Annotated in this window: 10 protein-coding genes; 4 read left to right on the forward strand and 6 right to left on the reverse strand. The window is 65.4% G+C overall.

The genetic code is table 11. From position 1 onward, the window contains the following. On the reverse strand, window positions 1-438 hold the full coding sequence (gene aroQ, locus EV665_RS05595; RefSeq protein ID WP_064329824.1) for a type II 3-dehydroquinate dehydratase: 438 nt from the start codon (window positions 436-438) through the stop codon (window positions 1-3). Between the two features lie 151 nt (window positions 439-589). Next, entirely contained in the window at window positions 590-1,348 is a 759-nt protein-coding gene (locus tag EV665_RS05600; protein ID WP_133033361.1) for a DsbA family protein, read from the reverse strand. Between the two features lie 206 nt (window positions 1,349-1,554). On the opposite strand from EV665_RS05600, the gene EV665_RS05605 reads away from it, so the two are divergent. Further along, window positions 1,555-2,706, forward strand: a complete 1,152-nt coding sequence (locus EV665_RS05605) for a pyridoxal phosphate-dependent aminotransferase (RefSeq protein WP_133033362.1) — start codon at window positions 1,555-1,557, stop codon at window positions 2,704-2,706. Between the two features lie 82 nt (window positions 2,707-2,788). On the opposite strand, the gene EV665_RS05610 is transcribed toward EV665_RS05605, so the two are convergent. After that, entirely contained in the window at window positions 2,789-3,553 is a 765-nt protein-coding gene (locus EV665_RS05610) for an SDR family oxidoreductase (RefSeq protein WP_133033363.1), read from the reverse strand. 131 nt (window positions 3,554-3,684) lie between these two features. After that, on the reverse strand, window positions 3,685-6,564 hold the full coding sequence (locus EV665_RS05615) for an Rne/Rng family ribonuclease (protein ID WP_162852976.1): 2,880 nt from the start codon (window positions 6,562-6,564) through the stop codon (window positions 3,685-3,687). A gap of 634 nt (window positions 6,565-7,198) precedes the next feature. Here EV665_RS05615 and EV665_RS05620 point away from each other — a divergent pair. From EV665_RS05620 to prfB, 3 genes are all read left to right on the forward strand, one after another. Further along, entirely contained in the window at window positions 7,199-8,440 is a 1,242-nt protein-coding gene (locus EV665_RS05620; protein ID WP_133033438.1) for an N-acetylmuramoyl-L-alanine amidase, read from the forward strand. 263 nt (window positions 8,441-8,703) lie between these two features. Beyond that, window positions 8,704-11,151: a penicillin-binding protein 1A gene (locus EV665_RS05625; protein WP_064329830.1), complete on the forward strand. Its 2,448-nt coding sequence runs from the start codon at window positions 8,704-8,706 to the stop codon at window positions 11,149-11,151. Between the two features lie 101 nt (window positions 11,152-11,252). Continuing rightward, window positions 11,253-12,384 (forward strand): peptide chain release factor 2 gene (prfB, locus tag EV665_RS05630; RefSeq protein ID WP_133033364.1). Its coding sequence is split into 2 segments (ribosomal slippage): window positions 11,253-11,321 and window positions 11,323-12,384, totalling 1,131 coding nucleotides; the frame shifts between segments, so codons are not numbered across the junction. A 118-nt stretch (window positions 12,385-12,502) separates the two neighbouring features. On the opposite strand, the gene EV665_RS05635 is transcribed toward prfB, so the two are convergent. Both EV665_RS05635 and EV665_RS05640 read right to left on the reverse strand, forming a co-directional pair. After that, a complete protein-coding gene (locus EV665_RS05635; protein ID WP_133033365.1) occupies window positions 12,503-12,997 on the reverse strand; it encodes a hypothetical protein in 495 nt (164 codons plus the stop codon). Window positions 12,998-13,031: 34 nt separating this feature from the next. Beyond that, window positions 13,032-13,805: an NAD kinase gene (locus EV665_RS05640; protein WP_064332484.1), complete on the reverse strand. Its 774-nt coding sequence runs from the start codon at window positions 13,803-13,805 to the stop codon at window positions 13,032-13,034. Window positions 13,806-13,835 lie beyond the last annotated feature (30 nt).

Here is a 13,835-nt window from a genome sequence, read left to right on the forward strand (position 1 = left end):
TTATTTCGTGATGGACGAAAGCGCGTGAAGCGCAAGGATATAGCTGTGCGCGCCGAAACCGCAGATGACGCCCTTGACGGCGGGTGCGATCATCGACGTGTGGCGGAATTCTTCGCGGGCATGCACATTGGAAAGGTGCAGTTCGACCACCGGGATCTTGATGGCGCGGATGGCGTCGTGCAGGGCGATCGATGTGTGGGTATAGGCACCGGCGTTGATGGCGATGCCGGCGGCGGTGTCGCCGCCTTCGTGGATCCAGTCGACCAGGTCGCCTTCATGGTTGGACTGGCGGAACTCGACGGCAAAGCCCAGCCTCTCGCCCTCCGCCTTGCAGAGCGCCTCGATGTCCGCAAGCGTATGCCCGCCATAGATGCCGGGTTCGCGTTTGCCGAGGGCGTTCAGGTTGGGACCGTTGAGCACGAACAGGGTGGAAGCCATTCACAATTCCGCATGCTGGAAAGACAAGTACCTATAGACCGGCGGTTTCCACAGGGAAAGCCCCAAGGGCAGGGGCTTTGCCGGTCAAAGGAGGCAATGTCCACAAGCAGCAACGGCTGAACACGGCCAGCATGGCAGGAAGATGGCGGTTTCAGCAGGTCGCCTTGCCGCAGGCCCTCACATTGGCGATCTTTTCGCGAAGATCGTCCGCGCCCACCGCGCCGAACACCATCTCCTGGCCGAGCACGTAGGAGGGCGTGCCGGTGATGCCGAGTTCGTTGGCCAGCGAATAGGCCTCGCGCACCGCGCCGTCATGCGGCTTGTCGGCCATGGTCTTGCGGACATCCGCCTCGGCAAGGCCCATCGTTGCGGCAAGCGCGATGGCGCTTTCCTCCGTTGCACGCCCCTCGTTGCCAAGCAGCGCGCGGTGGAATTCGCCGTATTTTTCCGGCGCGAGGTCACGCACGGCGGCGCTCACCTTGTGGGCGGCGAGCGAATCGGGGCCGAGGATCGGCAGTTCCTTCAGCACGAAGCGGACGTTGCTGTCCTCTTTCAGGATCTCGTCCATGTCGGAGAGCGCGCGCTTGCAGTAGCCGCAATTGTAGTCGAAGAACTCGACGATGGTGACGTCGCCCTTCGGGTTGCCGAGCGCGATGTCGTAGGGCGAGGAGAAGATCGCCTTCTCGTTGTCGGTGATGGCGGACTGGGCCTTCGCCTGCTGCTGCGCTTCCTGCTTCTTCTGCAGGGCTTCCTGCACGTCCAGCAGGATCTCCGGGTTCTCGACGAGGTATTCCTTGATGAACTCGCCGATTTCCTTCTTCTGCGCATCGTCGAGGGCAAGGGCGGGCAGGGGGGCTGCGACCGAAAGGGTAAGGGCTACGGTGGCCGCGAGCTTCGTCTTGAATGTCATGTCTTTCCTGTCCTCGTCGTGATGCGCCGGAGAAGTGCCATTGGCGGCCCTGCACGTCAATGCGGGCCGCGGCGCCTTCAACGACCTTATGGCCGGGCAGGCGCAAACGATAGGGTAAAAACGGCGGATTTTCGGCTCTCGCGGGATTGTGAAGGCGGGCATCTTGCGGCAGGAAGACGCGACCCGAAGAACCGGAAGGCAGTCTCATGAAACTCTCCCGCCGCGGCGCCGTCGAACCCTTTCACGCCATGGATGTGCTGGCCGAGGCGACGAAGCGCCGTGCCGCCGGCCGGCCGGTGATCTCCATGGCCGTCGGCCAGCCCGTGCATCCCGCGCCGGAGGCGGCGCGAGAGGCGGCCCGCCGCGCGCTCGACGTCGGCCGCATCGGCTATACGGATGCGCTCGGCCTGCTTTCGCTGCGCCGCGCCATTTCCGATTTTTACCGGCGCCATCACGGCGTTTCCGTCGATCCGGGCCGAATCGCCATCACGACGGGCTCGTCGGCCGGCTTCAACCTCGCTTTCCTGGCGCTGTTCGATGCCGGCGACCGCGTCGCCATCGCGCGGCCCGGCTACCCCGCCTATCGCAACATCCTCGCCGCGCTCGGCATCGAGACGGTGGAGATAGAGGTAAACGCGGAGAACGGCTTCACGCTGACGCCGGCAGCGCTGGAAGCGGCCGCCGCCGCCCATGGCCGCATCGATGGCGTGCTGCTCGCCAGCCCCGCCAATCCGACCGGCACGGTAACCGGCCGCGCCAACCTTTCCGCGCTCTCTGCCTATTGCCGGGACAACGGCATCGCCTTCATCTCGGACGAGATCTATCACGGCCTCACCTTCGTCGGCGAAGAGGCGACGGCGCTGGAATTCGGCGAGGAGGCGGTCATCATCAACTCCTTCTCGAAATACTATTGCATGACGGGCTGGCGCATCGGCTGGATGGTGCTGCCGGAAGCGCTGGTGCGCCCGGTCGAGCGTATCGCGCAGAGCCTCTACATCTCCGCACCGGAGCTTTCGCAGATCGCGGCGGAGGCCGCGCTGGGGGCGGAGGCGGAACTCAACGTCTATCGCGACGCCTACCGGGAGAACCGCGACTTCCTGGTGAAGCGCCTGCCGGAAATCGGCTTTGCCGTCGCCTCGCCGATGGACGGTGCCTTCTACGCCTATGTGGATGTCAGCCGCTTCACCAATGACAGCATGGCCTTCGCCCGCCGCATGCTGGCGGAGACCGATGTCGCGGCGACGCCCGGCGCCGATTTCGATCCGCAGGACGGGCATCATACGATGCGCTTCTCCTATGCCGGATCCTTCGAGGAGATGAGCGAGGCGGTCGACCGCCTCGCGCGCTGGCTCGCCTGAAGCGGGAAAAATGATGCCGTTTCAGGCGCTTGTGGCGCGAAACGGAATCACTCCCGCAAGGCCCTGATTCCCCCTGTGAGCCTCAGACCCGGTTGATCGACACGCCGCCGTCGACGAGCATCGCCGTGCCGGTCGTGAAGCTGGAGGCATCCGAGCAGAGGAAGAGCGCCGCCTGGGCAATCTCCTCCGGCGCGGCGATGCGCTTGAAGGCATTGAGGCCGGCGATGAAATCGCGGGCCTCCGGCGTGTTCGCCACCTCCCGCCCCATCGGCGTGTCCGTCGCGCCCGGCAGCAGCGCATTCACGCGGATGCCCTTGCGCCCGTATTCCGAGGCCAGCACCTGCACGAGGCCGACAAGGCCGGATTTCGAGGCGGCATAGGCGGCAAGCCCCGGAAAACCCGCCGTGTAGCCGACGAAGGTCGAGGTGAAGACGAGGCTGCCGCCACCCCGCGCCTCCAGAGCCGGCAGCTGGTACTTGGCGGCAAGGAAGCCGCTGGTCAGGTTGACGGCGACGACGTTCTGCCATTCGGCAAGCGAAAGGCCGGTGAGAGGACCGACCGGGCCTGTCGTGCCCGCATTGTTGAAGGCGATGTCGAGGCCGCCGAATTCGGCCTGCGCCGCGTCGACCAGCGCCTTGTGGTGCGCCTCCTCGCTCACGTCGCCCGGCACCGCAATGGCGGCGCCACCTGCCGCGCGGATGTCGCTGGCGAGCTCTTCGAGCTGCCCGCGCCTGCGGGCGGACAGCACGAGCCTTGCGCCCTGCCGGGCAAAGAGAAGCGCGGCGGCGCGGCCGATACCGGAACTGGCGCCGGCGATGATGGCGATCTTGTTGTCGAGACGGGGCATGGAATTCTCCCTTGCTGGTTTCCTGCGGCCCGGATGTCGCAGAAGGGAGCGGCGGGAACCACCCGATTCCCGCGAACGAAAAAAGACCCGGACGATGCCGGGTCTTTTGATTTTCTGGATGCAGGCGGTTCTTAGAAGAAGCCGCGGCGCTGCCACCAGCCGCCCTTCTTGGGCTTTTCCGCTTCCTCGGCCGGCGCCGCTTCCTTCGCCGTCGAGGATTTCACCACCGGCTCGGAGGCGATCTTGGAGAGATCACGGTTGGCGCGCACGGGCTTGGCCGGCTCCTGGAGATCGGCGGCGGCCACTTCGACTTCCGGCTCGGCCGGCGTCGCCTCTTCGACGGGGGCCGCGGCGACCGGCTGGGCCTCGATCTCGCTGCGGGCAGCCTCGTCGGTGGCGACCTCTTCGGCGGCCTTGGCACGGCTGCGGCGGGCACGCTTCGGCTTGGCCGGCGGCTCTTCGGCAACGGCCTCGACCGGGGCTTCCTCCGCGGCGACGGTCACTTCAGCGACCTTCACCTCGACGGCCACGCCCTCTTCGGCTTCATCTGCCTCGCCACCGGCGTCCTCGGCCTCTTCCGCGCCGGCTTCGACCGAGCCGTCCTCGAGACGGTTGCGGCGGCCGCCACGCTTGCCGCGGCGGCGGCGCTTGCGGCGCTCGGACGTGTCGTCGGCCTGTGCCTGGGATGCTTCCACACCCTCTTCGCCATCGGCATCGTCGTCGTCGAGCACATCTTCATCGCCGGCCTGCTCGCCGCCGAAGGAGGCGGTGTCGGTGCCTTCGCCATTCTCGCGGCCACGGCCACGGCGGCGGCGGCGGCGCTTGCGCTTGTTACGGCCGTTCTCGTCGGAGGAGGACGACGCCGAGGCGGACTGCGCAGCCGCAGCGGGACGCGCTTCTTCCTCTTCCTCGTCGATCTCGTCTTCGATCTCGATGTCGTCGTCTTCGGGCTCGGGCTCGAAATGCAGGATCTGCTCGATCTTGACCGGGTTCTCGACGGCCTCGCCGCGGTCGATCGCGAAGTGCTGCGCGCCGACATGGGCATCCGCCTCGATGATGATGGCGACGCCGAAGCGGCCCTCATAGTCGATGATCGTGCCGCGCTTGTGGTTGAGCAGGTAGAGCGCGATGTCGGGCGTGGTGCGCACGGTGATGTTGTGCGTCGTGTTCTTGAGCAGGTATTCCTCGATGCCGCGCAGGACATGCAGCGCGACCGACGACTGCGAGCGCACATGGCCCGTGCCGTTGCAGTGCGGGCAGGTCTGCATGGTGGATTCGAGGACCGAGGCGCGGATGCGCTGGCGCGACATTTCCAGAAGGCCGAAATGCGAGATGCGGCCGACCTGGATGCGCGCGCGGTCGTTCTTGAGATGGTCCTTCAGGCGCTTCTCGACGGCGCGGTTGTTGCGCTTCTCCTCCATGTCGATGAAGTCGATGACGACGAGGCCGGCAAGGTCGCGCAGGCGAAGCTGGCGCGCCACTTCCTCGGCGGCTTCCAGGTTTGTCTGGAGCGCGGTCTCCTCGATGGAGTGCTCGCGCGTCGAGCGACCGGAGTTGACGTCGATCGAGACGAGCGCCTCGGTCTGGTTGATGATGATGTAGCCGCCGGATTTCAGCGTCACCTGCGGCTGCAGCATGCGGTCGAGCTGGGCCTCGATGCCCGAGCGCGAGAAGATCGGATGCACGTCGCGATAGGGCTGCACGACCTTCGCATGGCTCGGCATCAGCATCTTCATGAAGCTTTTCGCTTCGCGATAGCCTTCCTCGCCGGCGACGATGATCTCGCTGATGTCCTTGTTGTAGAGGTCGCGGATCGAACGCTTGATGAGCGAGCCTTCCTCATAGACGAGGCAGGGGGCCGTGGAAGCGAGCGTCAGCGTGCGGACGTTCTCCCACAGGCGCATCAGGTACTCGAAGTCGCGCTTGACCTCGACGCGGGTGCGGTTCGCGCCGGCGGTGCGCAGGATGACGCCCATGCCCTGCGGAACCTCGAGGTCGCGGGCGATCTCCTTCAGGCGCTTGCGGTCCTGCAGGTTGGTGATCTTGCGGGAAATGCCGCCGCCGCGTGCCGTGTTCGGCATGAGGACGGAGTAGCGGCCGGCGAGCGACAGGTACGTGGTCAGCGCCGCGCCCTTGTTGCCGCGCTCTTCCTTGGCGACCTGCACGAGCAGGATCTGGCGGCGCTTGATGACTTCCTGGATGCGGTACTGCTTGCGCGGCTTGCGCTGCACGCGGTCCGGAACCTCTTCCATCGCGTCTTCGGCGCCGACGGATTCGATGACTTCCTTCTCCTCGCCGTGATGATCGTCGTCATCGTCGTCGTCATCGCGGCGACGGCGGCCGCGCGAGCGCTCGGCGGGCTCGGAGATCTCGTCGGTGTCGACAGCCATGGCCATCGCGCCGCCGGGTGTCTCGTCGTCGCCGCTTTCGGCGGGGGCGGCGGCCTCTTCGGCAGCCGGCGCGTCCTCGGCCTTCGCCTTGGCCTTGCGCGGGCGGCGCGGTTTCTTCGGCTTTTCGGCCGGGGCCTCTTCCGCAGGGGCGGCAGCGGCTTCGGCAACCTCGGGCTCGGCGGCGGTCTCGACAACCTCGGCCTCTGCCTCTGCGGCCGCGGCGACCGGCGCCTCTTCGGCAGCCGCCGGAGCTTCGGCGACCTCCGTCGTTTCCGTATCCTCGGAAAGATCGGTGGCCGTCTCGACCGGCTCGATATCGTCGTCGCGACGATGTTCCTCGGCCTCGGCCCTCAGCAGGGCCTGACGGTCGGCAAGCGGGATCTGGTAGTAGTCCGGATGGATTTCGGCGAACGCCAGAAAGCCGTGGCGGTTGCCGCCGTAGTCGACGAAGGCCGCCTGGAGCGACGGTTCGACGCGTGTGACCTTGGCAAGGTAGATGTTGCCGCGGATCTGTTTCTTGTGTTCGGATTCGAAGTCGAATTCTTCTATGCGGTTTCCGCGTACGACAACGACGCGCGTCTCTTCAGCGTGAGACGCATCGATAAGCATTTTCTCTGCCATGTAGATTGAGCTCCTCGGCGCAGCCGCGATCCTGGCGGCGAACCGTTCCCATCTAGGGAAGTGCCGGGGGAGGAGAGGGATGCGCCGGATATGTAAGTTCTCGTCGGGCCCCGGTGCGGGGTTGGCGGACGGAGGGCGGCCGGTACGCGAACGCCCCGGTGCCTGTTACCCTCTGATAAAATCCGCTGTGACAACATCAACGTCCAACGAGAATGCCTGTGCCATAGACCTGATCGGTCCGATGAAATTGCCCTTGGGTAAGGGCGTTTGGTGGAAATCCACCTTGACTGTTCCGGCCACCGCCGGTTTACGCGATCTTATCGGCCGGGAAAAAGCGGTGCGACGGCGGATGAAGGCCCGGTTCGGCGCCAAGCCCCGAAGGAGTGGCTGCCTGCTCTAAGCGATTCTATCCCGTCTATTCTTTTTCCCTGATTTTGCTTTTATGGCGGATATGTCACAATGGCAAGGGAAAAGCCAAAAGCGTCATAATCTTGATGGAATTGCCCCTATGGCTGCTGAGGCGCTGCGGCATTTCCCCTTGGCAAGCTTTGGTTAACCATATGGGGGCATCTATGGGTCTCGTCCTGTGCCGCATCGCGCGGTTTCCACGCGTTTGAACGGACTGCCAGTGGTGATGCTACGCCTTCTGACCGAAACCCTTGCCCGCGTCGCGGCCGGCGCGATCGTCGCCGCATTCAGCCTGTCGCTCGTCACGCCCGCCCTTGCCGTTTCCGCCTCGGCCGCGCCGCTGCTCGCCTTTTCCGCGCGCATTGCCGGTGACGATGCCCGCACCCGCCTCATCATCGATTTCGACCGCAAGCCGGACTTCAAGGTCCACTACGTCGCCAATCCCTACCGCGTGCTGATCGACCTGCCGGAAACCGATTTCGGCGTGAAGGCGGAAGAGCTGGAGGCGCGCGGCATCTTCTCCGACATCCGCTACGGCACGATGGCCGCCGGCCGCTCGCGCATCGTCCTGACCGCATCGCGCCCGGTCGGCGTCGTGCTGGCCGAGGTACAGGAAGAAGAGGGGGCGGCGAGTTACCGGCTGGTCGTCGACACGGCGATCGTCACCGACCAGGCCTTCCAGGGGCTGATGGAGAAGCAGAGCTGGCAGGAAGCGGCCGCATCGCCAGGAGCCGAACAGGCGTCCGTCATGCTGCCCGGCAGCCGGGCGGACGGCCCCTTCGTCATCGCGGTCGACGCCGGCCATGGCGGCATCGATAACGGCGCGCGCGGCGCCGTCACCAAGACGGAGGAAAAGCACGTCACGCTCGCCTTCGCCCGCCAGCTTACCGAGGCGCTGAACGCGCTGCCCGGCACGCGCGCCATCCTCACCCGCGACAAGGACGAGTTCCTCTCGCTCTCGCAGCGTGTGCAGCTTGCCCGCAACGAGGGGGCGAACCTGCTCATCTCCATCCACGCCGACACGCTGAAGCAGAAGGACATCCGCGGCGCGACGGTCTACACCATTTCCGACAAGGCCTCCGACAGCCTCGCGGCCAGCCTTGCCGAGCGGGAAAACCTGTCCGACCAGATCGCCGGCATCTCCTTCGTCGACGAGCCGGCCGAAGTGGCCGATATCCTGCTCGACCTGACGCGCCGCGAGACGCAGGCCTTCTCGATCAACCTCGCCCAGAGCGTCGTCAGCAATTTCAAGGACCAGGTGCTGCTGATCAACAATCCGCATCGCCATGCCGGCTTCCGCGTGCTGACCGCGCCGGACGTGCCCTCGATCCTGCTCGAACTCGGCTTCATGTCGAACAAGGACGACGAGCAGTTGCTGATCGATCCGGCCTGGCAGAAGAAGGTCGCGGGTCTCGTTGCCAGGGCCGTGGAACAGTACCGCGCGACGGTCGTCGCCAACGGTGGCTGAGGTTTTTCGGCGCGCGGGCGTGGAACGTGCTAGGTTTGCCTGTGCCGGAAAAGTGACAGCGGCCGCCATTGTGCGGTGGCGAAGCCCGGATGCATGCTGTAAGCCCTATTTTCCTCACATTCCGCTCGCTAGACGGGAACGAGAAAATGGGGTGACTCGTCCTCGACGGGAGCGCGCAACGGCCGGATGAGCCGGGGGCGTACAAGGCCGGGCAGCAGGTCTGCCCGATGACATTATAAGCATAAGGCATCGGTAACTGGCTCATGATCAGACTGATTGGATATTTCTTCGGGATTGGCGCCGTCTTCTTCCTCGCCGTGGCGGGCGCGGTCGCGCTCTATCTCGGAAGTGTCACCAAGGATCTTCCCGATTATGAGGTCTTGAACAGCTATGCCCCGCCGGTGACGACACGCGTGCATGCCGGCAACGGCGCGCTGATGGCCGAATATGCCAGGGAACGCCGCCTCTACCTGCCGATCCAGGCGATCCCGGACCGCGTCAAGGCCGCCTTCCTCTCCGCCGAGGACAAGAATTTCTACCAGCATCCCGGCGTCGACGTGACCGGCCTCTTCCGCGCCATCGTGGTCAACGTGCAGAACATGGGGTCCGGCCGCCGCCCGGTCGGCGCATCGACGATCACCCAGCAGGTCGCCAAGAACTTCCTGCTTTCCTCCGACCAGACCATCGACCGCAAGGTCAAGGAAGCGATCCTCTCCTTCCGCATCGAGCAGGCCTATTCCAAGGACCGCATCCTCGAACTCTATCTCAACGAGATCTTCTTCGGCCTGAATTCCTACGGCATCGCCGGCGCGGCGCTCACCTATTTCGACAAGTCCGTCACCGAGCTGACGATCGCCGAGACCGCCTATCTCGCCGCCCTGCCGAAGGGCCCGTCGAACTACCATCCCTTCCGCCGCACAGAGGCTGCCATCGAGCGCCGCAACTGGGTCATCGACCGCATGGTCGAGAACGGCTACGTCACCCAGAGCGACGGCGCGGATGCCAAGGCACAGCCGCTCGGCGTGACGCCGCGTCATCGCGGCTCCTATCTCTTCGCCTCGGAGTTCTTCTCTGAAGAAGTCCGCCGCCAGATCATCGAGCGCTATGGCGACAACGCGCTCTATGAGGGCGGCCTTTCGGTGCGCACCTCGCTCGATCCGCGCATCCAGGTCGCCGCCCGCAAGGCGCTGCAGAAGGGCCTGCTGAGCTATGACGAGCGCCGCGGCTTCCATGGCCCGATCAAGACGATCGAGATCGGCGGCGACTGGGGCGTGGAACTCGCCAAGGTCGACTCGCTGTCCGACGTGCCGGAGTGGAAGCTCGCCGTCGTTCTCGCCGTCGACGACGGCGGCGCCGATATCGGCCTCCAGCCGAGCAAGGAAGCCTCCGGCAAGGTCGTCGAGGAGCGCGTGACCGGCCGCATCGAGGCCAAGGCCATGACCTGGGCCTACCGTTCGGCCAAGGGCGATCGCAAGACGGCGAAATCGCCGGCCGGTGTCTTCACCGTTGGCGACGTCGTCTATGTCGAGCCGCTGGAAGACGGCACGTACCGCCTGCGCCAGCCGCCGAAGGTGCAGGGCGGCCTCGTCGCCATGGACCCGCATACCGGGCGCGTGCTCGCCATGGTCGGTGGCTTCTCCTATGCGCAGTCGGAATTCAACCGCGCCTCGCAGGCGATGCGCCAGCCGGGCTCCTCCTTCAAGCCCTTCGTCTACGCCGCCGCGCTCGACAACGGCTATACGCCGGCCTCCGTCATCATGGACGCGCCGATCGAGATCGTCGCCGGCGGCCAGGTCTGGCGCCCGCAGAACTATGGTGGCGGGGCTGCCGGCCCCTCGACGCTGCGCCTCGGCATCGAGCGCTCGCGCAACCTGATGACCGTGCGCCTTGCCAATGACATGGGCATGAACCTTGTCGCCGAATATGCCGAGCGCTTCGGCATCTACGACAAGATGTATCCGGTGCTTTCCATGTCGCTCGGTTCCGGCGAGACGACCGTGCTGCGCATGGTCTCGGCCTATTCGGTGCTCGCCAATGGCGGCAAGCAGATCAAGCCCTCGCTGATCGACCGCATCCAGGACCGCTACGGCAAGACGATCTTCCGCCACGAGGAGCGCACCTGCGAGAACTGCAACGCCAATGACTGGGAAAACCAGGAAGAGCCGGTGCTGGTCGACAACCGCGAGCAGGTGCTCGACCCGATGACCGCCTACCAGATCACCTCGATGATGGAGGGCGTCGTCACGCGCGGCACGGCCGCCGGCAAGATCAAGCTCGACCGTCCGACCGCCGGCAAGACCGGCACGACCAACGACGAGAAGGACGCCTGGTTCGTCGGCTACACGCCGGATCTCGTCGCCGGCCTCTATATCGGCTTCGACAGCCCGGCCCCACTCGGCCGCGGCGCGACGGGCGGCTCGCTCTCCGCGCCGATCTTCAACGAATTCATGCAGGCCGCCCTCGAAGGCACGCGCCCGACGAAGTTCATCGTGCCGGAAGGCATGCAGTTCATCGCCGTCAACCGCAAGACCGGCATGCAGGCCTCCGAGGGCCAGCCCGACACGATCATGGAAGCCTTCAAGCCCGGCACGGGCCCGGCCTCCGTCTTCTCGGTCATCGGCGGCGAGGACTATGCCAGCCCCGAGGAGATCCTGAGGAGCTCGCCGCAGGCCAACCAGGCGGTGACGGGCGGCAGCGGCGGCCTGTTCTGATCAAGCGATGATCCGGTTCGAGGGCGGGTGCGGGGCTTTACATCCGCGCCCGCCCTCTCTATTTCACGGCCACCGAAATAGCATTGAAGAAGAAGGCGGATATGCGCGCGGAAATCGAGAACATCGTCGACGAAATCAAGCAGGCCATAAGCCTGCTGAGGAGGCATCTTTGACTGGGATCAGGCGCTGAGACGACTGGACTGGTTGAACAACAAGGCAGAGGATCCGACCCTCTGGAACGACGCCCAGGAAGCCCAGAAGCTGATGCGCGAGCGCCAGCAGCTGGACGAGGGCATCAATGGCGTCAAGGCCATCGAGCAGCAGCTCAAGGACAATATCGAGCTCATCGAGCTCGGTGAGGAAGAGGGCGACGCTGACATCGTCAAGGAAGCCGAGAACGCCCTGAAGGTGCTCAAGGTCGAGGCCGCGCGCAAGCAGGTCGAGGCCATGCTGTCCGGCGAGGCGGATGCCAACGACACCTATCTCGAAGTGCATTCCGGCGCCGGCGGCACGGAAAGCCAGGACTGGGCGAACATGCTTCTGCGCATGTACACCCGCTGGGCGGAGCGCTCGGGCTACAAGGTGGAGCTGCTGGAAGTCCATGACGGCGAAGAGGCCGGCATCAAGTCCGCGACGATGCTCGTCAAGGGCCACAATGCCTATGGCTGGCTGAAGACCGAATCGGGCGTGCACCGTCTCGTGCGCATCTCGCCCTATGACAGCAATGCGCGCCGCCACACCTCGTTCTCGTCGATCTGGGTCTACCCGGTCGTCGACGAGTCGATCAACATCGAGGTCAACGAAAGCGACTGCCGCATCGACACCTACCGCTCGTCCGGCGCCGGCGGCCAGCACGTCAACACGACCGATTCGGCCGTGCGTATCACGCATATCCCGACCGGCATCGTGGTCGCCTGCCAGCAGGAACGCTCGCAGCACAAGAACCGCGCCAAGGCCTGGGACATGCTGCGTGCACGCCTCTACGAAGCGGAACTGAAGAAGCGCGAGGAAGCCGCCAACGCCGAAGCCGCCTCCAAGACGGATATCGGCTGGGGCCACCAGATCCGCTCCTACGTCCTCCAGCCCTACCAGCTGGTCAAGGACCTCAGGACCGGCGTCGAAAGCACCGCTCCCTCGGATGTGCTCGACGGCGAGCTCAACGAGTTCATGGAAGCCGCACTCGCCCACCGCGTCAACGGTGGGGCGGACGCGGTCGTGGACGACCTGAACTGAAATCTTCAATAAACGACATCGTGACGGGCGCTTCGGCGCCCGTTTTTCGTTCGATGATCCTGCAACCTCTCCTCCGTCGCCCGAGGATGACGGAGGAGAGGGGGGCAGGCGCCCGGTCTCAGTTCGTCGCCCGCTCGATCTTGATCTCGCCGAGGTCGTCGATCAGCACCGTCCAGCCCTCGGGCTCTGCGGCCTTGGGGTCCGTCTTCAGATAGACCGTTGCGAAAAGCCCCGGCTGCGTGGTGATGCCGGACGAATTCTCCGGCCGGATGTCCGTCACATAGGGTTTCATCGCCGAAAATTCCTCCAGCACCGTGGAGGAGGCGATCTTCGGGCCCTCGGCGGTCGCCTCGATCTGCTGGAGGTGGACCTGCGCCGTGCCATCCGGCTGGCGCACCGCGACCAGCTTGTAATAGCCGCGGCGCAGGGCGGCGGGCTCCTTCGTCTCGGCCGCAGTCCCCGCGTCTTCCTCGTCCGTCTCCACCGGCTCCTCCCAGAAACCGGTGGAGACGACGAAGGTGATGGTTTCCGCGACCGGCGATTCCTGCGCGAAGGCGGGCGGTCCGGCAAGGAAAAGCAGGGTGAGGGCGGTGGCAAGTGCGTGCCGCGTCATGACGAAACTCCTGTCCCTGGTCTGGATAACCGTGTCAGTAGTCGAACTGTTCGGCAAGAATCCGGTCGGACCAGGAATGATCGGGATCGGAAAGGATATGCGCCGAAAGTCCGGCCGATTCGGCAATGCGCACCGACGTCACCGATTTGACCTCGGTGTTGTCGGCCACCGCATTGACCGGCCGCTTCTCCGCCTCCAGCACCTCGATTTCCACCGTCACCTTGTTGGGCAGCAGCGCGCCGCGCCAGCGTCGCGGCCGGAAGGCGCTGACGGGCGTCAGCGCCAGCAGCGGCGCTTCCAGTGGCAGGATCGGCCCATGGGCGGAAAGGTTGTAGGCGGTCGAGCCTGCGGGCGTCGCCAGCAGCAGCCCGTCGCAGATCAGTTCCTCCAGCCGCACCCGCCCGTCGACGCTTACGCGCAGCTTTGCCGCCTGGTAGGACTGGCGGAAGAGATAGACCTCGTTGATGGCGAGCGCCCGGCGCTCCTGGCCGCTCGCGTCGCCGGTGATCATCTCCAGCGGGCGGAAGGCGTTCTCCACCGCACCTTCGATGCGGTCGGGCAGATCCTTCGGGTCGTAGCGGTTCATCAGGAAGCCGATGGAGCCGCGGTTCATGCCGTAGACGGGCTTGCCGGAATTCATCGTCGTGTGCAGCGTCTGCAGCATGAAGCCGTCGCCGCCGAGCGCGACGATGACATCGGCCTCTTCCGGATCGGCATTGCCGTAGATCGAGATCAGTTCGGTGCGCGCTTCCTGCGCTTCGGCCGCCTGCGAGGCGACGAAGGAGAGGGAGTTGAAGTTACGCGCCATGCCGTCGATCCGCATCCTCTGAGCAAGCCT

Source organism: Shinella granuli, assembly GCF_004341885.1.
GTDB lineage: Bacteria > Pseudomonadota > Alphaproteobacteria > Rhizobiales > Rhizobiaceae > Shinella > Shinella granuli.